Raw genomic sequence first — 23,861 nt, 5'->3', positions numbered from 1 at the left:
GGTAAGAAGAGGGAGCCTGGCAGCGAGGGCAGGTCAACGAATCCGGAACACGGTGTTTCGCATTCGCGCGGCGCTGGATGGGCCGTAAAGGACGTCCGTGCTGGGCTTCATAGTCTGCCAACAGCTTCCGGTAATCAAGGGTTTCCGGCACATCGATGATCGGAAGGTCATCGACCTGAAGTTTCCGGTACGGCTTTTGGATGGGTTCGTCCAAGTCCTCGAGATTCAAGGATTTTCCCACGATCACACCCATCAAATACACAATGATTTGATATTGGGTCTTGATTATTTCGAGCAAATAGGCTAATAATTGAGGTAACAAAGCTTGTCACTCCTTTGTTTTGGCTGTTGGGTGTCGTTACCTCAATGATGGCCGAAAACAACGGGGGTGGCAAGCTTTTTTTCGTTCAACCGTTGAAACTCAAGGGAAAACCGTGAGTGTGGAGGATACACTTTTGACAATACCATGAAAGGGAAAGGAGGGAGCGACATGGAAGAGCGCGACCGGGTGAAGATCACCGACCGCCTCGCCCGCCCGCTTCGCGATTTGCGGTTGTCGGTCATCGATCAATGCAATTTTCGCTGCGTCTATTGCATGCCTGCGGAAGTGTTCGGGCCGAATTTTCGCTTTTTGGCGGAAGACCAGCTGTTAACCGTTGACGAAATGGCGCTTTTAGTGGAATGTTTTGTCGAGCTTGGCGTTGAAAAAATCCGCCTGACCGGCGGCGAGCCGTTGCTTCGGCGCGACCTCGATGCGCTCATTGAGCGGCTGTCCGCGCTCCCTGGCCTGCGCGATATTGGATTGACGACCAACGGCGTTCATTTGGTGAAATGGGCGCAGCGGTTGAAAGAAGCCGGGTTGAAGCGCGTCAACGTCAGTTTGGATGCGTTGGATGATGACATTTTCCGAAAAATGAACGGCATTGGCATCGGCTCTGCCCCGGTGTTGAAAGGCATCGAAGCCGCCCTGGCGGCGGGGCTCGGCGTGAAAGTGAACATGGTCGTCAAAAAAGGATGGAACGACTCGCAAATCGTGCCGATGGCGGCCTACTTTAAAGACTTGGGCATTCCGCTCCGCTTGATTGAATTTATGGATGTCGGCACAACGAACGGCTGGGATTATTCCCATGTCGTGACGAAAAAAGAGATGTATGAACAAATCAACGCCATGCACCCTCTTGAACCGGTTGAAAAAGCGTACTTCGGCGAAGTGGCGAGCCGCTACCGCTACGTCGGCACGGAGGTGGAAGTCGGCTTTATCGCCTCAGTGACGGAAACGTTTTGCCAAAGCTGCACGAGGGCGCGCATTTCCGCCGATGGCAAGCTGTACACGTGTTTGTTTGCTTCTGAGGGCGTGTCGTTGAAAGACAAACTGCGCGCCGGCGCGGGGAAAGAAGAGCTGAAGGCGTTGATCGCCGCCATTTGGAGCGAGCGGACAGACCGCTATTCGGAAGAACGGACGGCAGAGACAGCGAAACAGCGCCCGAAAATTGAAATGTCGTATATTGGGGGATAACAAAGAAACGGGGCTGCTCTTTTCGTCAAAGAAGCAGCCCTGCTTTTTATCGCTCGATGCGCCTGCCTTTACCTTAGAAATGGGGGAATGGCTTCGTCTGCTTATGCCTTCACCGCCGCCAACACGCGCGGGAAGAGGATGTTGTTTTCCAAATGGATGTGGGTAAACAAATCGTCTTCGAGCGCCGCGAGTCGGTTGTAGACGAGCCGGTACGTGCCGCACGCGTCTTCCGGCGGGGTGAAGTCGTTGGTGATTTCACGAATTTCTTTCATCAAATCGCCGGCTGCGTCATGTTCATTGACCAGTTCGCGAACGGCCCGCTCGACCGCCTCCTGGTTTTCCGGCGATGGGTTGTCGGCAAATTGCAAAATGAGCGGGAACGCTCCCGTTTCCTCTTTAATGAGATGCTGCTCGAGTTCTGTTTTTAACTCATGAAACAGTTTATGCACGTGGGAAAGATGCGGATGGTGCATGCCATGCACGCGCAATACTTTCGTGACATACGGGCTGAGCTGCGGCAGTTCCTCGTTCAAATAGCGGTGGTGCGTGTTGATGATATGATCGACCAAGTCGGTTAGCGGCGCTTCGCTCCAGTTTCCGGCCGGTTTGTTTTGCGCCTCCGCATAAAGGGTGTTCAGTTCGCGAAGGAGCGCTTCGCCATCGAGTCCGCGCTCTTCAATGGCTTCTTTTAACGGGCGCTGCCCGCCGCAGCAAAAATCAATGCGCCGCGCTTTAAACAAATCCGCTGCTTTCGGAAATTGAGTGACAATATCGCCGATCAACGATTGTTCGGTAAACCGCTGTTCCATTTCGGATCCCTCCATCACCAAATCGTTACAGCTTCAGCATACCTTGTTTTGGACGTCAACGTTGTGACACATCTCACACAAACGAAAAAAGTAGACAACAAGGAAATGTGATGAACATCACAACAGTGGCTCCCTTCTTTCCTGTACAATAAAACGGACGATAAAAATTGTGAATGCGCTGCATAGAAGATGTGAACTGCCGAAAAAAGAGGGGGAGTCAGCATGTGGCTGCTGGCCAAGGCAAGCCGCTGGGAGGAAGAAAAAGATGATTTTGCAGCATATTGATGATGCCAGCGTCGTTGATGAAAAATTGGCCAAAACCATTAAGCAGCTGCAAGATTGGAAATCATTGTGATAAAACGATAAAATGGGCTTAGTGAAGTGAATGAGGGAAAGAAAGGGGAGAACACCGTTGGTCGAAAGACGAACCCCGATTCCTGTCGCGGAAGCCATCGCCCGGGTGATGCATTACGCCGGGAGAGGGGAAGAGGAGACGGTGCCGCTTCGCCAGTCGTACGGCCGCTATTTGGCCGAAGATTTGCGCGCCGATCATGACGTGCCGCCGTTTGACCGCTCGCCGTATGACGGATTTGCCATTCGCGCCGCCGACTCGGAAGGAGCGGGACTTGACCATCCGGTCGAGTTTGAAGTCATTGAAACGATCGGCGCCGGACAAGTGGCGAAACAGCCCGTCGGTCCGTTTCAAGCGGTGCGCTTGATGACCGGAGCGCAAATTCCGGAAGGGTGCGATGCGGTCGTCATGTTGGAGCTCGCCAAACAGTACGAGCGGGATGGAAAAACGTATATGGCCATTAAACGCCCGTTCCGCCCTGGCGACAATATTTCGTTTCAAGGGGAAGACGCGAAAAAAGGGCAGCCGCTCATCGAAAAAGGGACGCGCATCAATCCCGGGGTGGCGGCGCTCTTGGCGACGTTCGGCTATGCGGAGGTGAAAGTGGCAAAACGGCCGCGCATCGGCATTTTTGCGACCGGCAGCGAACTGCTTGACGTCTCGGAACCGCTTGTGCCGGGAAAAATTCGCAACAGCAACGCCTACATGATCGAGGCGCAGGTGTTCAAAAGCGGCGCCGAGCCGATTTATTTCGGCCAGCTCGCCGACGACCTCGATGCGTGTTTTCACGCTGTGCGCCAGGCGCTCGATCAAGTGGACATGCTCATTACGACCGGCGGCGTCTCGGTCGGGGATTTCGATTATTTGCCCGCCATTTACAAGCGGCTCGGAGCGAACGTGTTGTTTAACAAAATCGCCATGCGCCCGGGGAGCGTGACGACCGTCGCCGAGATTGATGGCAAGCTGCTGTTCGGTCTATCCGGAAACCCGTCGGCGTGCTACGTCGGGTATGAGCTGTTCGTCCGCCCGGTCGTGCGCACGCGGCTGTTTTCGGCCAAGCCGTATTTGAAAAAAGCGAAAGCCACCCTTGGCGCCGAGTTTCCAAAGCCGAACCCGTTCACCCGCTTCGTGCGCAGCCGGGTCGAGGCGGTTGACGGTCGGCTTGTCGTGAAGCCGGTCGGCATGGACAAGTCGAACATCGTCACCTCGCTTGCCTTTGCGAACGCCTTGATGGTGCTGCCGGGCGGAACGAGAGGGTTTGCGGTTGGCGATGAGGTCGACGTGTGGCTTTTGGATGACGATGAGGGGTCAAGCGAATGAACGTCTGGCAAGTCGTCGGCTATAAACATAGCGGCAAGACGACGTTGATGGAAAAATGGGTGGCGGCCGCGGTCCGGGAAGGATGGCGCGTCGGGACGGTGAAGCATCACGGCCATGGCGGCGAGCCCGCGCGGCCGGAAGGTGTCGATTCCGTCCGCCATGAGCGGGCCGGGGCGGTGGCAACGGCGGTGGAAGGGGACGGGCTGTTGCAGCTACATCTCCGCCGTCCGCTATGGCGGTTGGATGACGTGTTGGCGCTTTATGCGCCGCTTCGGCTCGATCTCGTGTTGGTTGAAGGCTACAAACAAGATCGGTATCCAAAAGTCGTGCTTGTGCGCTCCGCGAAAGATTGGGCGTCGCTCCAGCACCTCGCCGACATCCGCGCCGTCATCGCCTGGGAGCCACTCGAAGGGCCGCTAGTGCATCCGGTGTTTTCGCTGGCCGATGATGATGAATATATTCCATGGCTCATGAACGAGGTGAGAACACGAACATGACCGAACCGTTGTTTGCCATTACCGACCGGCCGATTTCGGTCGAAGATGTGATGAAAAAAGTGATGCGTCCGGAAGCGGGGGCGGTCGCTGTCTTTGCCGGCACGGTGCGCGAATGGACGAACGGCAAGCGGACGCTCTTTTTGCAATATGAGGCGTACGTGTCGATGGCGGAGAAAATGCTCGCGCAAATCGGGGCGGAAATCGCCGAAAAATGGCCGGGGGCGAAAACGGCGATCACCCACCGGATCGGGCGGCTTAAGATCGGCGACATCGCCGTCGTCATCGCCGTTTCTTCACCGCACCGCGCCGAAGCGTATGAGGCGAACCGCTACGCTATTGAGCGGATCAAACAAATCGTGCCGATTTGGAAAAAAGAGCAATGGGAGGACGGAAGCGCCTGGGTGGGCGACCAGCTTGAAACGACGGCGTATCCGTCCGGAAAGCCGGAGGTGAGTGAGGAATGATCCGCCTTTTATTTTTCGCGCATTTAGGCGAACAAATCGGCGAGCGGGAAGTGATGTGGCCGCACGTTCCGGAAACGGTGAAACAACTGAAAGACGAAGTGGAAGAGCGCTACGGCGTCTCGCTCGGGCGCGTCATGACTGCGGTCAATGAGGAGTACGCCCGCGACGAAGCGCCGCTTCACGCCGGCGACACGGTCGCCTTTATTCCACCGGTAAGCGGAGGATGAGACCAATGGCGAACAAAAGCAAATGGGTGATGCCAAAACAGCACGGCGCCTGGGCGATGCTCATCATCCCGTTTTGGCTCGGGGCGTACGCCGGTGGGCTTTCGTGGATTCACGCGCCGCTCTTTGTCGCCTGGCTTGCGCTCTATTTGGCGACGTATCCGCTCTTGATGGCGGTGAAAACGAAGCGGAACGACCCGTACGTGCCCGCCGCCGCCCGCTATGGCGCCATCGCCGCACCGGCCTTGGCCGTTTCCCTTTGGCAGCAGCCGGCGCTTTTCTACTTCGGGCTCGCCATGATGCCGTTTTTCCTAGTAAACACCTACTACAGCAAGAAAAAGAATGAGCGCGCCTTTTGGAACGACGCGGCGGCCATCGCGGCGTTTTGCATCGGCGGCCTCGCCGCCTTTTACGCCGGACGCGGTGAATTGACGGTGGAGGCGTTCGAATTGGCCGCGTTTTCCTTCCTCTTTTTCATCGGCAGCACGTTTTACGTCAAGACGATGATTCGGGAAAAGAAAAATGAACGGTACAAATGGCTGTCATGGGGCTACCACGCCCTGTTGATCGTCGGCCTCATCGCCATCGGCGAGCCGTTCGCCGTCTTGGCCTATGCACCGAGCGTCATCCGCGCCGTCTATTTATATGGCAAGTCGCTGCCGATCATGAAACTCGGCATGCTGGAAATCGCCAACGCGGCGTACTTTTTCATCGCGATGATCGTGCTCTACTCTTGAGCGAACCCCAAACGGGAGGCATCCATGACCGTTTGGGGTTTTTCGTTTGGTTAGGCGGGATTGCTTTTTCATTGCACAAGCATGATGTGAAATGGGCATGAATTCCTTGTAACGGTTTTGCAAAGGGTCGTTTCAAAAGCCTACCTCTTCTTCTATGCTCGTTCTCAAATAAAGAAAGAAGGGAAACGGGGCTGACCCAAAAGTCCGCCAAAAAGCGGACTTTTGGAGTCAGCCCTCTCTGGTTTTTGTATATTTTACCAAACGGAACAAAATTCCGACTCTGTTCTCCCCCTCATTTACGCCACCAAGGACAATTGCTTGTCCCTAGCGGCTTTTTTGAGAAGATTGTGGGCAGCACAAACCAGCCCCCATTCGATGGAAACTTTTTGGAGGCCTCGCAGGACAAAGCGACGAAACCCGCGATTTTGTTTGATTTGCCCAAATACACTCTCAATGTCGGTTTGGCGTTGGCGGTATCGGGCTTGCCCTTCTTCACTCTCCAACCGTTCGCGGGCTTTCTGTTTTTGTTCATGATAGACGGGGTTCCATTGCGTGGTTCGTCCATACTTGGAAGTCGTGCAGGCCGAACGGAACGGACATCCTTCGCATTCATGGCATTGGTAGTGTCGGGTGACCGAGGTGTATCCTGATTCCGTGGTCTGTTTCGAAGTTCCGGTGCGAACCAGCTTTTTCCCATTGGCGCAAATCCAAACGTCTTCTTCTTCCACATAGGTCCAATTCTGCTGATGATGCGGATTTTCTTGACCTTGCGCGTGTTCTCCTTCTCATACGTATGGTACTTGATCAAGGCCGATATGTGCTTCTCTTCCAGCTTCACGTAGTTCTCTTCCGAGCCATAAGCCGCGTCAGCGATCAAACGTTCGGGTTCCACGCCGTACTTCTCTCGAACGGTCTCCAAATGCGGGAGAAGACAACGAGTGTCGCCCGGCCTCTGATGAAGGGAATACCCCAAAATAAATTGGCCGGAAGAACCCACCTGTACGTTATAGGCCGGCTTGAGCTGGCCGTTTCGCATGTGATCCTCCTTCAACCGCATGAAGGTGGCATCCACATCGGTCTTGGAATAGCTGTTGCGATCCCCGCATACATGGAGTTGGTGTTCATACTTTTCACTGCGGGGCAAGTAGTCCTCCTTCATCTTCTTGATGGCCTTCTTCAACGGTTGGTTGTCCGGCTCGGCCTCCAACCGTTTTTCCCACTCCTCGGTTTTCTTTCGGATTTCTTCTGACGTAAAGGCCGGYGAAGGGTCGATGTCTTCCGCCTTTTCTTCTTCCACGATCACCTCGATCTGGGCAATCAGCCGATCGACATTGGCTTGGAGTTTCTCCTGGTACTTCTCAGCCGATTTGCGCCAAACGAAGGTGTACCGGTTGGCATTCGCTTCAATTTTCGTTCCATCCACAAAATAATCTTCCATCTTGACATAGCCGTCGGCCACGAGCAGCGTGATCATTTCCCGGAACAGGTCGTCAATCAGGTCTTTCATCCGCTCCGAACGAAACCGATTGATGGAACGGAAGTCCGGCTTTTGAAATCCACTTAGCCACATGAGGGGAAGGTGGACTTCGAGCTGCCGTGCAATCTCACGGCCATGATACATTTTTTGGGTGTAAGCGTAAAGGAGAATTTTGGTCATCATTTTCGGATGATAGGCGGAGGCGCCCCCTCCTTTGTAGTAAGCAAGAAACGTCTCCATCGGGATGCGTTCAACCATCTCATGAACCACGTGGGCCATGTTATCCCGTGGAATGAGATCGGCGATGTTGCTTGGCAAAGAGAGGTTGTCCATGGTATACTCTTTAAAGGAAATATGATCATGTTTCATAAAAGAATCGCCCTTCTTTCGGTGGTAGTGGTTTTGGTGACTCTATTCTACCAGAAAAAAGGGCGATTCTTCTATATTTGAGGCAAAAAAGTGGGGGCTGATCCCAAAACGCATTCGCGTTTTGGGTCAGCCCCTTTTCGTCTATGGCCAGCTGATGGTGTGTTGAAACAGTGTTTTTCATCTTCTTTGGCGAGGAGACCCCGACTTCTAAGCGAGAGCGAAAGTCGGGGAGGAATCGCCCTTCCTCCTTTCAATTAACAATGTACTAGCATGCTCAACTCTTTTTAACTTTTTCCAGCTTGCTGAAGCATGCACTTTTGTGCCATCTAACAGCCGAAGGTCAAAATAACCACTGCTTCTTCTGCCAAATATAAAACATTCTTTCCTTTCGTATACCACCTTGTCAAACAGTTGAAACCCTTTGACAAATCGTGGAGCTTTGTTTGATTTTCGTTTTCCGCCTTTTAAGATGGTTGCTTTATGCAATTGACGGTTGTTTTTTCGAACGAATTTTAGAAGATAAACCGTGCCACTTGGCTTGGCTAGTGGATTTCCACTAATACAACGAGCATCCACCATATGAGATTTAGACAGTCCATTAGCAATGCGAATACATTTGGTGATATACCCGTATGTGATATTTGCATGCGAGTATTTTTCTCTTATCCTACTAAACATTGCCCATCGCATGGCGGTCATCTGACTAGCATCCCTCATAGGCGGTCGTTTGCGTTGAAATATATGCTCAAGCCCTTTTTCGTGAATTTCATGGTGGCATGTTTTGCATAGAGTGATCAGATTATCTGGTGAATCACCTCCTGTCTTTCGACTTTCAATATGATGCACTTGGAGAACAGGGTCTTTCTTTTTTCCTTTGCAATATTGACAAGTATGATTGTCTCTGTATAGAACATACTCTCTAACATTCCAAAACCCCATTTGTTCTCCTTGTTGATATTCCACCCCTCGGATATTTAGGTTTTTTAATTTCTGTGTATCGAATGCTGCTACCTCAATAGTGACAGATGTGACAGGGAGAATATTGTGAACTAAGTCAATCAACTTTATATGCGAGTTGATTTTGTGTTGAATAGATGGTGGTAACCATCCCTCTGGTTTTCTTCTGTTAAGAAATCTGGCTTCTCGGTAGCGAGTCTTTCTGTTTCTTCGACTTCTACGGAACTGTCTCCGTATAGCAAGTAATTCCACAATATCTGTTCGAAGTTGCGCTTCCGCTTCAAACAGCACATCTTTCTTTGTTGTTGCAGAAATTCCTACATGTCGTGTCCCCATGTCAACACCCAATGACACGGGTTGTTTGTAACCACTGCTACCATATAAAAGCTGGATGGTAAAAGGTGTCCTTCTTACTACTTTTGCTTTCTTCTGTTTTAGCAAAAGTCTTGCTTTCCTTGGTGAGCATGGCATGAGTGGTTTTCCATGCTTATTGATAATGTACACGAACAAGACGTGTACCTCCTTTCAGGAGTGAGTTCCTCCTCCCCAATGTTGGAAGGGCTTGTTCGGCAGACAGCACCGCTCCTACCCATCAGAGCTTTTAACCTTCTGCGACAGGGTTACGGACTGGAGGAGCATCCGTAAGTGTCATGACCCTTCCAACGTAGCCATTGAATGGCTGAGGGTAGTCAACTAGGGCTTGCCAAGCCCCCACTTCAAAAGCCGTTAGGCTTTAAGTGGTGGGTAGTTGACCTTCCCTACACACAAGCGCCCTTGTTGCAACGGCTCCGCAGCGCCTCAATATACGCATACGCCTCTTCGATCTCGTCCTCCGTATAGCGCTGCTTGCTTTTTACGACAGCGATTTTCTCTTTTACCTCATCTTTTGACAAATGTTCAAAATAGAGCACCGTGGAAACAAGCTCCAAAAAGCGTGCGTTTTGTCCGTTCATCGCCTGCATGCATTCGGCAAGGCCCGGCATCTCCCAGTCGTAATGGCGCAAAAACTGTTCGCCCGCTTCGGTCAGTGTATAGCGGTATTGCACATAGCCGCTCTTTTTCTCTTTCACTTCATGCAAAAAGCCGAGCGCGCACAGCTCTTCGATGCGGCACGTCAACTCTTCCGAATACGGGCCGTAAAAGTGGAAGTCGAACTTCTCATAAAACGGAAAGTCGAGCTTTTTGGCGATGTAAATCATTTTTTGCAGCTTTTTGCGGCCGACAATTTCCCCGGCGGCCGCCAACGCCTTCATTACTTTCGCATGCTCTGTGAGCACTCTCCGTCATCTCCTAACCCTTTAAAATTTCCATAATCTTTTTCTTCACTGTCCGCTTCGTCGACAAGTCTTCCAGGAAATCAGCGGGGAAATAGAGCTTATGGTCGGTGCGCCGCTTGCCGGAAATGGCGTCAACCAACACCGATTCGCGCGACAGCTCGCGCAGCTCCCCGTTTGGCATCAACAAATAAATCGGCAGGCGCTCGCCTTCCTCGCCCGGCCGGTAAAAATCGTACGGCAAGTCGGACGATGAATCGACGACCAAATAATAGTCTGGATCGATCCCGGCCTTTTTGAACAAGCCGGTCAGCTCGATCAGCTTCGCCATTTGCTCGTTCGTCGGATGGAACTCCGTATATTTGAACAGGCGGCGGTGGACAAACCGCCGGCACAAATCGCTTAAAATCGGATCTTGCTCATATTGCCATTGCTGGAAGTAAAACAGGATGATCGCTTCATCGAGCGCCAAATAGTCGCCGAGCGTTACATGGCCGGCAAAAAACGATAAAAAATGGGTTGGCTTCGTCGCAAACGTATACCCGTCCTCGTACAGCTTTTTCGCCCGATGCAAAATTTTCGTCAAAATGACTTCCGCACTGCGCGTCACAGGATGGAAATACACTTGCCAATACATTTGGTAGCGGCTCATAATGTAATCCTCGACCGCATGCATGCCGCTTCGTTTGATGACGACTTGGTCTTCGCGCGGGCGCATGACGCGCAAAATGCGCTCCATGTCAAAATAGCCGTAACTGACGCCGGTGTAGTACGCATCGCGCAGCAAATAGTCCATCCGATCGGCGTCAATTTGGCTCGAGATGAGACTGACGACGAGCTTATTCGGGTACGTCTTGGCAATCACTTCCGCCACTTTTTGCGGAAAATCGTCGCCCACTTCGCGCAAGGCGGCGTTCACTTCTGTATCGCCTAAAATGATGGCCTGTGTAAAATCTTCGTGGTCGAGACGAAACACCTTTTCAAATGAATGGGAAAACGGGCCGTGCCCTAAATCGTGTAAGAGCGCCGCGCATAGGCAAAGAAGGCGCTCGCTATGATCCCAATGATCGCGGCCAACAAACACGTCGTCAATGATGCGGCGGATAATTTCGTAAACGCCGAGCGAATGGTTAAACCGGCTGTGCTCGGCGCCGTGAAACGTCAAATATGTCGTGCCGAGCTGCTTGATGCGGCGCAGGCGCTGAAATTCTTTTGTGCCGATCAAATCCCAAATCACTTTGTCGCGAACATGTATGTATCGGTGCACTGGATCTTTAAACACTTTTTCTTCGTCAAGCTGCCCGCCGAAATACATCGCATCCTCCTCTTCCGTCTCCAACATACATCTATTATACGCCGTTTCTTTTGACAAAGAAATAGTTGACTTTTTTCTCCGTCTTTCTCCATTATTGACGGAAAAAACAAAAAATCACCTTCTTTCGGCAAAGAAGGTGATCGGTTATCGCTTTTTCAACCTTTCGGCAATTTTATCAATCAGTTCGTCTTCCGTCAGCGCCGCCACCGGACGGTTGTTGACGAAGGCAAACGTCTTTTTCCGCCCTGGGCCGCAATACGACTGGCAGCCGATCTTGATAACCGCATCCGGATCAAGCTTTTTCAAGCGCGGAATCAATGTTTTTAAATTCGGCGCCTTGCAGTCGTCGCAAACGCGAAACTCATTCGCCATCACTCGTCATCCCTTTCCACAGCGTTTGCTTTGTGTATTCTACCGCTTCCCGAAGAAAATTGCAAGTTTGCGGCCTTTCATTCTTTCAACTTGTCAATCCTGTAAACTTGCAATGTATAAATATGATTCATTTTGCCCATGCTGTTACTAGCATGGAAAGAAGGAGTGGAGAACAGTGAAACAACGGCAAGACGCTTGGACGGAAGAAGACGATTTATTGTTGGCAGAGACCGTATTGCGCCATGTGCGTGAAGGGAGCACCCAGCTGAACGCGTTTGAAGAAGTCGGCGACAAGCTGAACCGGACATCGGCCGCCTGCGGCTTTCGCTGGAACGCGGTCGTCCGCCATCAGTACGAAGAAGCGCTGCAGCTGGCGAAAAAGCAGCGAAAAGAGCGGCTGCGGCTGCTGGCCAAACAAGGCGGCGCGAAAAAGCGGCGCCTGTACGAGCCGCCGATGCCATCACTCGAAGAGCTGGGAGAGGTGATGCAGCTGCCTGCCGTCATCCCATCCTCCCCGCCGCAACAAGTGACGCTGGATCAAGTGATCGCTTTTTTGAAAACGTTCCAATCCCATGAACGGAAACGGGAGACGCTGATCAAAGAAAACGAGCGGCTGCGCCGCGAAATTGAAGAATTAAAGCAAAAAAATAAAGAACTTGAAGAAAAGGTTGCGAAATTAGAAGAAAATTCGTCGACCGTCCAAGAAGATTTTGAGACGCTCGTGAAAATCATCAACCGAGCGCGCAAAATGGTGTTAAAAGAGGAAGAAGAGCGGGGACTGACCTTCCGCATGGACCCGAACGGCAACTTGGAAAAAATCGCGGAGTAAATAAAATAAGGATGCCCTGTCCATGGCTGCGCCTTGATCGCACTCTCTCCGGTGCGGCCGAGACACGGAGCATCCTTTTTGCCTGCCGGCGGCGTCAGGCGATGAACGCAGGCTCTTGCTGCTGGGCGGACCGCCCCCTTATTCTCCTGCTAGGAGCTCGCCCTTGAGCGCCGTTTCATTCCGCTCGACGATGCGCGCCCAATACTGCTCATACCAATTCCATTCGCCGTTCTCGAGGGCAGACGAATATAGCTCGCCGCCAAACGACTGCAGCGTGCGCCAAAGGGTGACAAGCAGCTCATCGATCGACAACTCGCAGCCGAGAAGCTCAGACAGCGACGCCATGACAGTTGGGACAACATCGGGGTAGGCGAATTTCGTTTTCTCTCCTTGGCGGCCGAGCTCATAAAAACAGCGAATAAGCTCAGCCCGCGCGGCTCCGCTCCCGTTGACGCAAAGGTAGATTTGCACGGCAACGCCGCCGCGCACGCGCCGTTGCGAAATGCCGGCAAACTTTTTGCCGCCAATGCTCAAGTCATAGTTCCCCGGGCAATACGAACCGACGATTTCCCCCGCCTCAACGCGGGCGCCGTATGAGGCAAGCATGGCGGCCATGAGCGCATACATCGCCTCATACCCTTGCTCGATGGCAATCGTGTTTTTCGTTTCCGGAAAAATGAGCGAAATATTCAACACCCCGCTGTCAAGGACAACGGCCAACCCGCCGGAATTACGGACGACGACGCGATACCCTTCCTGGCGCAAAAACGAAATGGCCTCATCGATGTACGGAAGCTTCGTATCAGCGGCGCCTAAGACGACGGTATTCTCATGCACCCACGTGCGGACGACCGCATCCGACTGTCCCGCACCAACCGCGGTGCATAATGCATCATCGATGGCAAACGATTGTTTCGCATCAAACAGCGGACCGAAATGCGACTGGTCGATGACCCGCCATTTCGGCTGCCGCAGCAATTCATGGCTCATCGCAACAAACCCCTTACGTTGAACGTTCCGCTCTCATTATACCACATCAAACTGGAACGATTACGGCCAATGAACCTCCCCCACTTACGCCTGTAGGCGTTGAAGTGGGGGTTTCTTGCCTTTTTCTTTCCGGGTGTTTCACGATACACCGGGTTTCCCGTGTATCTCGTGACCAAGCACGGAAACACAACAGAAAGAAATAGCAAGTAACATCATGCCAAAGCATGAAGGGTGGGAACTCACCATCTACTACTTCTCGCTTACGCGATCCGTAGATACTTGTGGTTCGTTATTTTCATCGGTCGGAATTCTCCATATAAGTGTTTTGTAAGAATATTGCATGCCGAATGGACATCCCGATGCTGAGAATAACCACAAGCACAAATAAAATTTCTAGAAGAAGGTTTTTTCTTCTTCCCGCAAACAGGACATGTTTGCGTGGTATACGATTCATCCACTTTTTCAAAAGTGATGCCTTTAGCTTCTAGTTTGTATTTCAAATAGTCGTAGAGTTTGCCAAAACACCAGTTCGATAATTTTTGGTTCACCAATTTGGATCGCTTTTTCTTTTTGTTGCGCTGGACGCCTTCGACATCGCCTATCATGAAATGTTTGACGTTTTGTTCCAAACACCAATCGACCAATTGTTTGGTCGTTTTATGCAAGCAGTCTTTTAATTGCGCTTCGCTTTTCGATAAAATATATTGCTTCGCGCGGTTATATTTTTTCCATTTACGCGAACCTTTTTTACATTTGGACATCTTTTTTTGCAGTTCTGCTATTTTTTTATTTCGAAGGCGATGAATGCTTCTTATTTTTCTACCGGTGATGATGATGCTGCTTCCGTTTTCGCTGACGGCACTAATGGCGTGAATTTCGCCAGGATCACCGGCAGCGATAGTTCCTTCTTTTTTAGTAGTTGGTTGTTCACCGTTTTCATAACTGAGGCAAAGCATGAGTTTCCAATGTTTCGCATCAAAAATGAGTTCGATTTCTTTGACAGTGCCGTTTGGAATTTGTTCTTTATCGATTTTCACTACAATAGGAGGTTGGTTTTTTCTTTCCCAGCGACCCATTTTCAGTTCAATGGTCCCATTTGGGTGAATGATAAATCCGTTATTTGCCCATTTCGTGTTGAAATATTTTTTCTGTTTGTACGGATATTTGTTATCTAGYCCTTTTTGTTTGGCTTTTTTGGCGCTGTCTCTGGCGTTCAAATATTTATGGCATACGGCTTGAATGCTTTGGCTATGGATCGGGTATTTGCCCTTCGTTTGTTTTTGAAGTTCGGTTTGGTTGATCCATTTTCCATTATTCTTTAATGCATAGTTTTTGGCAATGACTAAACAGTCATTCCAAATTTGAGCCGATATTCGGTTGCATTCGAATAATCGATCGATATCTTTTTTTGATGTTTGAAAAGGTATTTTGACCGTTCGATACATCCTTTCACCTCCTTACTTATAATATAAAATATGAATAATCGAAAATCTATCCTGAAAACACCATTTAAGACAAAAAACGGAGCCCACCTAGCCTTCGGAATCGGATTCCAAAGGAAGGTATTTCAGTATATATATGGTTAATAAGTGCTATGCACTCGTTTTTTCTAGTTTCACTTCGTACCCTAACCCCTCTAATCGTTTCACCGTTTGACGCACGATGCTCGCTTCTCGCTGCCGATCCCAGTAGTCGGCTCCCAACTCTCTATACGGTTCCTTTCGAGTTAAGATATAATAGATCATTTCTAAAATCGTTCTCCCGACCGCGACACTCGCTCGATTCGCTCCTCTTCGTTTGGCGATCCGATGATACTTGGCCGATAGGTACGTGTTCTTCGTTCGGGCGGCGGCACGGGCGCATTCCACGAGGCACGACCTCAGCTTCTTGTTCCCTTTCCTCGTTCGACCTGACAACCGTTTCCCTGCACTCTCATGATTCCCGGGAGCCATTCCGGCCCATGAGGCCAAGTGCGCGGCGGTAGGGAACCGGCTCATATCCGTCCCGATTTCCGCTACAATTTGTTCCGCGCTTTGCCGCCCCACTCCCGGGATCGTATCGATGAGCTCCAGCGCTTCATGAAAAGGGCTCGTTCGTTCCTCGATTTCCCGATCCAACCGGGCAATCGCTTCATCTAAATACTCCACATGACGCCATTGCTCGGCCAGCATCATGCGTTGATGCGGCCCCATCACTCCTTTCAATGCGCGCCGGAGCTCTTCCGTTTTTTGTTTCAGCCGCCCTTTGGCGAGCTGGGCGAGGGCCGCCGGATCGTCCTTTCCTTCGATAAGGGCGCGAATGATGAGCCGGGCCGACATCCCGTTGATGTCGGATACGACCGAAGAAAGCTTGATATTGGCTCCTTCCAGCACTTTTTGGATGCGGTTGAGCTCCCGTGCCCGTTCCTCGATCAAACTGCGCCGATAACGGACCAGTTCCCGGAGCTCCCGCTGAGCCCGATGAGGGATGTAACTCCCTTTTAGCAATCCATGGCGAAGCAAGTCCGCGATCCATTCGGCATCTTTGACATCGGTCTTTCGCCCGGGAACCGCTTTGATGTGTTGGGCATTGACGACAAGCACTTCGATCGGCTCTGCTTCGAGGAGATTATACACTGGCTTCCAATATACGCCCGTCGACTCCATGGCAACGTGCGTCACCTTTTTTTCTTTCAGCCAATCCACCAACTCCTCGAGATCGTCGGTCAGCGTACCAAACGTGCGAATCTCTTTTCCTTCAGGGGTAAGGGCGCAAGCCGTAATCGATTGCTTATGCACGTCCAATCCGCAACAGCGTTCATACAAGACGCGCATCGGTCTTCCTCCCTGCTTCGTTCTCAAAAACAGCTGGTGCAGCAGCCTTTGTTCAAGCATTCTATCCTGCGTGCTTCCCTCAAGGGAGCGACATTCCGTAGTGCACCAGACTACTGGGGTCCGTCTATATATCGGACTTTTACGTACCATAGATACAACGACCTCATGACCCCAGCTGCAAGGAGACCATTCGACAGAAGGTTGTTTTCATCCTTCCGATGGTGACGAAATTTTTTTGTCATGGGAGTCTATATTCTTTTTTCATCGATTCTCCCATTTTTTTACTTTTTTGATCAAAAGTAAAAAAAAGGACGCCGCGTATCCCCCGCCTACGCTTCGCTTAGAGGCGGGGGACTTGCGGCGTATGGGTTGTTAAACGAATCTGGGGCAATGACGACCTTCATCTTTTTCCCTCCTCGATGTCGTGAAACGGGGCGACACATGGCCATAACGATGCAAACGCAGCCGGCCGCACGAACAGCGGATTCATATCCGTGCGGCGCAAGCCACTAGGCCGCAGCGGCCCAGACGATGGCCATCGCGGTCAGAGCGGCGGTCGCCCCCTACTATTGTTTTCACCAACGAAAATGCCGTTTCCTTTATCGGGCAGGCAAACAGATAGATGCCGAATGGGCCAATGACCGTTGAAACAGTCTTGACCGCGATCAACGAAGGCAACGCTGCGCACTTCCGTCGCCGCGATTTTCCATAGGCTCAGCTCGGAAGTGCAGCGCCCTCAGTCCGGCGTACATTTGATTTCCAGAAACTCGCGGTCTCTCGTCCCCGCCCGATGGTGCTGATGGAACGATCGATGTTTGATCCCCGTCCTTTCGCCGCTCGTATTATATACAACGAAAGAGGCAGGATCTAGCGGCATCGCTCATGATGTCAAATTTTGACGAAAAAAGACGGAGACAGCCGCTTTTGTGTGAGTAAAATATTTGTGGGTGACATTCCAAAATGATCCCCGACGAGGGTTGCGAACTTTTGTTCACGACGCTCGTCGGGGCCACCAAGCGAAGCGCGGTAGAACAAGCAAATGTCATGCAAAAAGGACTCTCTCCCTGCTATGATGGTGATTATCAACATCAACCGAAAACAGGAGGGAGAGAGTCCATGAAACATCTTACCACATAATGGATTTTATGAAAATAACTAGAGGAACAATTCGTCAGAACTCTTCAAAAGGTGTTCGCTGTCTTGTTGGCGGCCCTTTTGGAGGAGATCGATCAACAATTGGCGGAAGCGCGGGACAAGCGCCGGTATCAGCTGAAAGACAAACGGTCGACTACGATCCAAACGCTGTTTGGAGAAGTGACGTTTCGACGGAACGACTACTATGACCGGCAAACGGGGAACTATACCTTCTTGCTGGATGCCGAATTAGGCTGCTGGAAAGACCAAGGGCTTCGGGCGTTTCTGAGGGCGATGGCGGCCCGAATCGACGGGATTTGGCGGAGAAATGGGCAGTTGGTGGAGGAAGAAGAGACCCGAACGGCGGCCTCGGCCTCAACAACGTCCAAGCGGATCGAACAGGCCAAGCGGAAGGCCGGACGGTTATGGGCAGATGTGGTGCGTCAGAATCTACCGTGTCTGCAGCGGTCATCCGGGACACCGATCCATCAAGCGTTGTCGGTGCTCCGGGATGGCGGTTGTGTGTAAAAAAATGGAATATCGTATCATCGCCTCAAGATGAGGGATGAGAGTCCGAAAGCGCTTACGATATGAATTTCTGAAAATGGTTCGCTAACTAGTGATTGACAACGCCCGTAGTGAACCGAAAAAATGTTCTCCACAAAGTCTTGACTGACTCATGTTTGTTCGGTGACTTGTTCAATTTTGAGATTTCGTGTACAATTCACTGTATAGTCCTCCTTGGTCTGATGATAGGTGATTGTTGGTACCCCTGCATCATACCAAGAGGGCTTTTTTCTTTCAAGTCCCCGAAAACCTTTCTAACAGGAATGCTCTCTTTATGTTCCTTGCCCCATGCATGGACTGCCTATCAGCATAGGCATCACATGTATAATATATAACTTATATTATTTCAAATACTTTAAATTACGATAACTATTGAATAAATCTATATATTATTTAGTCTATGAATATGCAAAATAAAAAACATGAGATCCCCCGTGTTTAAATAAATATAGTCAGATAGTAACTGCATTTACCATAAATTAATTGTAACTATTCACCCCAGTGCTAGTGTATAAAAAAGCCCAGCACAAATAGGGCATTTCGGTCATAGAAAATGCCCTAGGTAGCGGAAAGAACTCGATCGATCGTTTCGCCTGCCAACAGAAGACATAACGAATCCCACACGTTTTTTTCGTGTTTCGTCAGTGTGGAAACGATGCTTCTTGCGATGCAAAACGACTGCGCGAATGTTTCTTCGCGAAACGTACCCGAAATGTTCTCTTTGACTTTGACCATGCGAAGATCGCGTTCGGCTTGGTTGTTATCAAAGGGAACATGTACTTCACGTAAGAAACGCAGCGCTTCTTCCTTTCGTTTTTGAAGGCGTCGAACAAAAGCGAGTGCTTTTTTCGGAAGAGGCGTCATCGTTTCTAATCGGTGTTGTGCTCTTTCTAGGATGCGATCATACACTCGTTCCCACCGTCTCGCTTCTTCTTCGGAAAGTGCACCGTGATGGGCTTCGACGGCTTGCTTGGCGGCTAACAGAAACGTGGTCATGCGCATCGCCCACGTATGCCCCTGTTCGATGAATCCTTTTAACTCACGCAAATGGTGGGCATGACAAAGGGCATGGGTGGCATGTGTGTATTTCGGATAYGTACCGAACGCATCGTGCATCATCGTCCCTTCATATCGGGGAAGAATCCCGATATCATCGGTCGCTTTTTTTCCACGAGAAGCGTGAGGAGCCAAGTATGTATATCTCGATGTACACGCGACATGCACCCATGCGAGTTTCCCATTGATGCGCAAACTCGTTTCATCGACATGCAGGATGTTGGATTCAAGTAAGGCGTCTTCGATGATGTCCATATTTGATTCCAGCGCTTCGCGTCCTCGTTTCACCATATTGGCAAGRGTTCCYGTACTAATCGAGTGTTGATATAACGCTTCGATTGTATCACTTAAACGCTTGTACGGGATCAATTGGATATGATGTAAATAAACAACGAGCGCCGTGAGCCGTGGACCGTATTGCACATGATTCGTGACATGGGATGGGAATTCGGCTTGTTGCACGCATCGACAATGTGGACACGATTTCACTTCACGTTCATGTTGTGTCACCTCGATCGCCACAGGTGTAAATTATCACTTTATTTCCGCTCAAAAAAGACTCTTTTTTGCACATTCCTTCGGAATATCCCTCTCCCCCTTTCCGAAAGAATGTGCTAAATTTTTTGTGAATTATTTCGGAATGGGACATGGGTGATTTCCAGAGGGGGGACGAGGACGTGATTCGGTTTCATGACTTTCAGGTCGATGTCCAGACATATGCCCAGCGGGGAAAACAAAACGACTTTCCCCTTCTTAAGCGGTGCCCTCATTGCCAGGCAAAACGCCCTCTTTATCGCCATGGGTACTACGAACGAAATGCCGTGACGTCGCATCAGTCTTATCGCATTTGGATCGCTCGGTATCGCTGCCCGGAGTGCAGGAGGACGGTGGCCGTGTTGCCTTCATTTCTTCTCCCTTATTTTCAGTATACGTTGCCCACCATATGGAGAGTGGTGAAAGAACGGTTGGGCCTGACTCCGAAACGGGGGATGGAGGAGGCTCCACTCCTTCCTACGGATGAAGGGGTTTTATTTTATGTCCGACGTTTATTCCGAAATTTGAACCACCTTCATTGGTTTTTTGCGGAGCGCTGGAGAAAAATTGGTCCTGCCATCACCCAAGCGAGAGAACGAGCCCTATGGTGGATCCAGGCGATGGAGGAGATCGGCCTCTTTTTCGTCATCCAAGAGATATGGGAGCACCGATCGACGCATCTTTTTGCACGTACATTCAGTTCCTGATTTTACTTATATCCCCTTATATGGAATCATTCATAGATTCCACAAACCTTTCCTCTCGACGGTCGGGGGAATGATCCGATAGGATAGAGACAGGATGGACCGATAAGGTCCTAGAATGGGATGAACGAAGGAGGAGATCGAAATGAATGAGTCGATGAGACAGGAGATCGCTTTATTTCGGTATGGATTGATCGCTCCATTGGTGAATGGACAAGTCGATCCAAAAACGTACTTGAAGGAAGTAGCGGAACGGATCCATCAAGTTCCCCATCATGGAGAGAAACGCATCGCCGCCAAAACGATCCTCGACTGGTGCACGCAGTACAAAAAAGGGGGCTTTGAGGCGCTGAAGCCGAAACGACGGTCGGACCGTGGCCATTCCCGGAGGCTGTCACCTGAAGAAGAGGATCACATTTTAGCCCTGAGAAAAAAACACCCCCACATGCCCGTGACGGTGTTTTACCAACACCTTATCGAGCAGGGGGAAATCCAATCCATCTCTTATTTCACTATATACCGACTTTTAAAAAAATACAACCTCGTGGGGAAAGAAATTTTACCGATTCCTGAACGAAAACGATTCGCGTACGATCAGGTCAATGAGCTCTGGCAAGGTGATTTGTCCCATGGCCCGTTGATTCGCGTGAATGGCAAAACGCAAAAAACGTTTTTGATTGCCTATATCGATGACTGCTCGCGGGTCGTGCCGTACGCTCAGTTTTTCTCTTCCGAGAAATTTGACGGGTTGCGGATCGTAACCAAGGAAGCGCTGCTTCGATACGGAAAGCCGAAGCGAATTTACTCGGATAACGGCAAGATTTATCGGGCGGAACCCTTGCAGTACGCCTGCGCGGAGTTAGGGATCACCTTGATCCATACCCAGCCGTACGATCCGCAAAGCAAAGGGAAAATCGAACGATTTTTCCGCACCGTACAGACGCGGTTTTACCCGTTGCTCGAAATGAATTCACCGAAGTCGCTCGAAGAGCTAAACGAGCGATTTTGGAAGTGGTTGGAGGAAGATTACCATCGAAAACCGCATGCCTCGTTGAACGGGAAGACGCCACATGAAGTGTTTCAATCGCAAGTCCATTTGGTGTCGTTCGTCGAGGATTCGGATTGGCTCGACTCGATCTTTTTGAAACGCGAATACCGTAAAGTGAAGGCCGATGGTACGGTCACGTTGAACAAGCAGCTGTATGAAGTTCCGCCCCGGTTCATCGGACAATCGATCGAACTCCGTTATGATGAACAAGGCGTGTATGTGTACGAAGACGGTCAACGGGTCGCCGAAGCGGTCCTTGTTCGCTTCGAGGACAATGCCTATGTGAAACGCCATCGGTCACCGTTTGCGGCGGTTCCGGTAGAGGGAGGCGAAAACGATGTATAAAACGTTTTATTCCCTTTCCCGAGAGCCGTTTTCGAAGGAGACGAATCCACCAGAGGCTTATCAAGGGGCCTCGTATCAAGAGGCCCTCGCCGCTTTGGACTACGTGAAACGAACAAGAGGGATCGGGCTATTGATCGGTGAACCAGGGGCCGGCAAGACATTCGCCCTTCGGGTGTAAATTATCACTTTATTTCGGAACAAAAGAGACATTTTTTTGCACATTCCTTCAGAAAGCCCTCTCCCCTTTTCTGAAAGAATGTGCTAAATTTTTTGTGAATTATTTCGGAAGAGAAAATCCATCGGTTCATAGGAGGGGGAGGAGGACGTGATTCAATTTCATGACTTTGGCATTGACGTTCAAACGTATGCAGAGCGTGGAAAAGAAAACGACTTCCCTCTTCTGAAAAAGTGTCCGCATTGCCGGGCCAAGCGCCCGTTGCACCGCCACGGTTACTATGAGCGAAACGCATTGACCCCACATGGTGATTATCGCATTTGGATTGTCCGGTATCGCTGTCGGGAATGCTTGAAGACGGTGAGTGTGCTGCCTTCCTTTCTCCTCCCGTATTTTCAGTATACGTTGTCCGCCATATGGCAAGTCGTGAAAGAGCAGTTGGGATTGACCGAAAGGACGAACCAGGCTCCGTTTCTCCCGACAAAGGACGGCATCATCTTTTATGTCCGACGGTTCTACCGAAACCTATCAAGCCTTCATAGCTTTTTTGCGAGGCGGTGGAGGATCATAGGCCCTATCGTGAAAAAAGAAAAGGAACGGGCTTCTTGGTGGATCCAGACGTTAGAGGAACACGGTCTTGATTCGGCCATCAGAGAGATGTGGGAGGGCGGATTCCGACACCCTTTTGCGAATTAAATGGGATCCTGATTTTACATACATACCCTAAATTGGAAATAGTTTCGGTTCCCACAAACCTTTCCTATCGACGGAGAAAAAGCAATTCGGTACGATAAGGGCAGGAGGACCGGAACGGTCCTGATTCCAAGTGAGACCAGGAGGAGATTTGAATGAATGAGTCGATGAGACACGACATTGCCCTGTTTCGGTACGGGCTAATCGCTCCGTTGGTGAATGGGCAGGTGGAACCGAAGACGTATCTGAAAGAGGTGAGCGAGCGAGTGCACCATGTTCCCCACCAGGGAGACAAACGAATCGCAGCCAAGACGATCCTCGATTGGTGCACCCGATACAAAAAAGGGGGCTTTGACGCCTTAAAGCCGAAGCGCCGTTCGGACCGCGGCCGCTCCAGACGTCTGTCGCCCGATGATGAGGATCATATTCTAGCATTGAGGAAGGAACATCCCACCATGCCCGTGACCCTATTCTACGAACAACTCACCAAGCAGGGGGACATTCCCACCACCCTCTCATACTTTACTATATACCGATTGTTGAAAAAACACAACCTGGTGGGAAAAGAAATCTTGCCGATGCCGGAGCGAAAGCGTTTTGCGTATGAAGAGATCAATGAGCTATGGCAAGGGGACTTATCCCATGGACCCACGATTCGCGTCCATGGGAAAGCCCAGAAAACGTTTTTGATCGCCTATATCGATGACTGCTCGCGGTTRGTGCCRTATGCCCAATTTTTCCCTTCGGAGAAGTTTGACGGGTTGCGGATCGTCACAAAGGAAGCGGTGCTTCGTTGCGGGAAGCCGAAACGCATTTACTCGGACAACGGGAAAATTGATCGATCCGAGGTGCTGCAGTATGCGTGCGCCGAGATGGGGATTACACTCATCCACACTCAGCCGTATGACCCGCAAAGCAAGGGAAAAATCGAACGGTTCTTCCGCACCGTACAGACACGGTTTTATCCACTGTTGGAGCTGAATCCGCCGAAATCGCTTGACGAGTTGAACGAGCGTTTTTGGAAGTGGCTTGAAGAAGAGTATCATCGAAAACCGCACGCCTCACTGGACGGAAAAACGCCGCATGAGGTGTTTCAGTCCCAAGTGGAACGAGTGGTGTGGATCGAAGACATCGATTGGCTGGACGCGATTTTTCTGAAACGGGAGCACCGCAAGGTGAAAGCCGATGGCACGATCACCCTGAATAAACAGCTATACGAAGTGCCGCCTCGGTTCATTGGGCAATCGATTGAGCTCCGCTATGACGAACGAGGCGTCTATGTGTACGAAG

The 23,861-nt window shown here is 50.7% G+C and carries 20 protein-coding genes and 5 pseudogenes; 13 read left to right on the top strand and 12 right to left on the bottom strand.

The window, feature by feature from the left end; genetic code table 11:
- Positions 1-322, bottom strand: a pseudogene (locus tag AP057_RS04325) (transposase); the annotation flags it as partial.
- A 168-nt stretch (positions 323-490) separates the two neighbouring features.
- On the opposite strand from AP057_RS04325, the gene moaA reads away from it, so the two are divergent.
- On the top strand, positions 491-1,516 hold the full coding sequence (gene moaA, locus AP057_RS04320) for a GTP 3',8-cyclase MoaA (protein WP_049625254.1): 1,026 nt from the start codon (positions 491-493) through the stop codon (positions 1,514-1,516).
- A 101-nt stretch (positions 1,517-1,617) separates the two neighbouring features.
- Here the strand turns inward: moaA and ric are convergent, their stop codons facing one another.
- Positions 1,618-2,325 (bottom strand): iron-sulfur cluster repair di-iron protein, encoded by a 708-nt coding sequence (ric, locus tag AP057_RS04315; protein ID WP_049626321.1) that lies wholly within the window; start codon positions 2,323-2,325, stop codon positions 1,618-1,620.
- A 412-nt stretch (positions 2,326-2,737) separates the two neighbouring features.
- Here ric and glp point away from each other — a divergent pair, with 412 nt between their 5' ends.
- From glp to AP057_RS04290, 5 genes are read left to right on the top strand one after another with little or no spacing between them, the layout of a single operon-like run.
- Positions 2,738-3,997 carry a gephyrin-like molybdotransferase Glp gene (glp, locus tag AP057_RS04310; RefSeq protein ID WP_055358140.1) on the top strand — a complete coding sequence of 420 codons (1,260 nt, stop codon included), beginning with the start codon at positions 2,738-2,740 and terminating at the stop codon, positions 3,995-3,997.
- Positions 3,994-4,494, top strand: a complete 501-nt coding sequence (gene mobB, locus AP057_RS04305; RefSeq protein WP_033013774.1) for a molybdopterin-guanine dinucleotide biosynthesis protein B — start codon at positions 3,994-3,996, stop codon at positions 4,492-4,494. The genes glp and mobB overlap by 4 nt, the downstream gene beginning before the upstream one ends.
- Positions 4,491-4,958, top strand: a complete 468-nt coding sequence (locus AP057_RS04300; protein WP_033013773.1) for a molybdenum cofactor biosynthesis protein MoaE — start codon at positions 4,491-4,493, stop codon at positions 4,956-4,958. The genes mobB and AP057_RS04300 overlap by 4 nt, the downstream gene beginning before the upstream one ends.
- Positions 4,955-5,185: a molybdopterin converting factor subunit 1 gene (gene moaD, locus AP057_RS04295; protein ID WP_055358139.1), complete on the top strand. Its 231-nt coding sequence runs from the start codon at positions 4,955-4,957 to the stop codon at positions 5,183-5,185. Before AP057_RS04300 ends, moaD begins: the two co-directional genes overlap by 4 nt.
- A gap of 5 nt (positions 5,186-5,190) precedes the next feature.
- Complete coding sequence (locus AP057_RS04290) at positions 5,191-5,919, top strand: YwiC-like family protein (protein WP_055358138.1); 729 nt, start codon at positions 5,191-5,193, stop codon at positions 5,917-5,919.
- Positions 5,920-6,215: 296 nt separating this feature from the next.
- On the opposite strand, the gene AP057_RS18120 is transcribed toward AP057_RS04290, so the two are convergent.
- From AP057_RS18120 to AP057_RS04265, 6 genes and pseudogenes are all read right to left on the bottom strand, one after another.
- Positions 6,216-6,647 carry a transposase gene (locus AP057_RS18120; RefSeq protein ID WP_096224654.1) on the bottom strand — a complete coding sequence of 144 codons (432 nt, stop codon included), beginning with the start codon at positions 6,645-6,647 and terminating at the stop codon, positions 6,216-6,218.
- Positions 6,648-6,754: 107 nt separating this feature from the next.
- Positions 6,755-7,675, bottom strand: a pseudogene (locus tag AP057_RS18115) (transposase); the annotation flags it as partial.
- A 297-nt stretch (positions 7,676-7,972) separates the two neighbouring features.
- Positions 7,973-9,226: an RNA-guided endonuclease IscB gene (iscB, locus tag AP057_RS04280; RefSeq protein ID WP_223812651.1), complete on the bottom strand. Its 1,254-nt coding sequence runs from the start codon at positions 9,224-9,226 to the stop codon at positions 7,973-7,975.
- 254 nt (positions 9,227-9,480) lie between these two features.
- Positions 9,481-9,999: a YwgA family protein gene (locus tag AP057_RS04275; protein ID WP_033015432.1), complete on the bottom strand. Its 519-nt coding sequence runs from the start codon at positions 9,997-9,999 to the stop codon at positions 9,481-9,483.
- A 13-nt stretch (positions 10,000-10,012) separates the two neighbouring features.
- Entirely contained in the window at positions 10,013-11,311 is a 1,299-nt protein-coding gene (locus AP057_RS04270) for an HD domain-containing protein (RefSeq protein ID WP_055358137.1), read from the bottom strand.
- Positions 11,312-11,455: 144 nt separating this feature from the next.
- The gene (locus AP057_RS04265; protein WP_011232879.1) at positions 11,456-11,683 is read right to left on the bottom strand and encodes a DUF1450 domain-containing protein; all 228 of its coding nucleotides are present in this window, start codon (positions 11,681-11,683) and stop codon (positions 11,456-11,458) included.
- A gap of 175 nt (positions 11,684-11,858) precedes the next feature.
- Between AP057_RS04265 and AP057_RS04260 the strand changes: the two genes are divergently transcribed.
- Complete coding sequence (locus AP057_RS04260) at positions 11,859-12,512, top strand: RsfA family transcriptional regulator (protein WP_015376083.1); 654 nt, start codon at positions 11,859-11,861, stop codon at positions 12,510-12,512.
- 138 nt (positions 12,513-12,650) lie between these two features.
- Here the strand turns inward: AP057_RS04260 and AP057_RS04255 are convergent, their stop codons facing one another.
- The 3 genes from AP057_RS04255 to AP057_RS04245 all read right to left on the bottom strand — a co-directional run bounded on the left by AP057_RS04255 (position 12,651) and on the right by AP057_RS04245 (position 16,315).
- On the bottom strand, positions 12,651-13,502 hold the full coding sequence (locus AP057_RS04255; RefSeq protein WP_049624634.1) for a lipoate--protein ligase family protein: 852 nt from the start codon (positions 13,500-13,502) through the stop codon (positions 12,651-12,653).
- 260 nt (positions 13,503-13,762) lie between these two features.
- Complete coding sequence (locus tag AP057_RS04250) at positions 13,763-14,947, bottom strand: RNA-guided endonuclease TnpB family protein (protein ID WP_033017188.1); 1,185 nt, start codon at positions 14,945-14,947, stop codon at positions 13,763-13,765.
- Between the two features lie 147 nt (positions 14,948-15,094).
- Positions 15,095-16,315: an IS110 family transposase gene (locus AP057_RS04245; RefSeq protein ID WP_049624520.1), complete on the bottom strand. Its 1,221-nt coding sequence runs from the start codon at positions 16,313-16,315 to the stop codon at positions 15,095-15,097.
- 1,155 nt (positions 16,316-17,470) lie between these two features.
- Here AP057_RS04245 and AP057_RS16010 point away from each other — a divergent pair.
- Positions 17,471-17,977 (top strand): annotated as a pseudogene (locus AP057_RS16010) (UPF0236 family transposase-like protein); the annotation flags it as partial.
- 597 nt (positions 17,978-18,574) lie between these two features.
- Here the strand turns inward: AP057_RS16010 and AP057_RS04235 are convergent.
- Positions 18,575-19,597, bottom strand: a pseudogene (locus AP057_RS04235) (IS66-like element ISBst12 family transposase); the annotation flags it as partial.
- 152 nt (positions 19,598-19,749) lie between these two features.
- Between AP057_RS04235 and AP057_RS17750 the strand changes: the two are divergent.
- The 5 genes and pseudogenes from AP057_RS17750 to AP057_RS04210 form a co-directional block, all read left to right on the top strand.
- A complete protein-coding gene (locus tag AP057_RS17750) occupies positions 19,750-20,313 on the top strand; it encodes a DUF6431 domain-containing protein (protein WP_055358142.1) in 564 nt (187 codons plus the stop codon).
- A gap of 142 nt (positions 20,314-20,455) precedes the next feature.
- Positions 20,456-21,703, top strand: a complete 1,248-nt coding sequence (locus AP057_RS04225) for an IS481 family transposase (RefSeq protein WP_011229853.1) — start codon at positions 20,456-20,458, stop codon at positions 21,701-21,703.
- A pseudogene (locus AP057_RS04220) lies at positions 21,696-21,875 on the top strand (AAA family ATPase); the annotation flags it as partial. The gene AP057_RS04225 and the pseudogene AP057_RS04220, both read left to right, overlap by 8 nt.
- A gap of 153 nt (positions 21,876-22,028) precedes the next feature.
- Positions 22,029-22,574: a DUF6431 domain-containing protein gene (locus AP057_RS17745; RefSeq protein WP_033011705.1), complete on the top strand. Its 546-nt coding sequence runs from the start codon at positions 22,029-22,031 to the stop codon at positions 22,572-22,574.
- Positions 22,575-22,726: 152 nt separating this feature from the next.
- On the top strand, positions 22,727-23,861 hold a 1,135-nt coding region (locus AP057_RS04210), incomplete at its 3' end, for an IS481 family transposase (RefSeq protein WP_055358141.1).

It is taken from the genome of Geobacillus sp. Sah69, assembly GCF_001414205.1.
In the GTDB taxonomy this organism is placed as follows: domain Bacteria; phylum Bacillota; class Bacilli; order Bacillales; family Anoxybacillaceae; genus Geobacillus; species Geobacillus stearothermophilus.
This window is presented reverse-complemented; position numbering and strand designations above follow the sequence as displayed.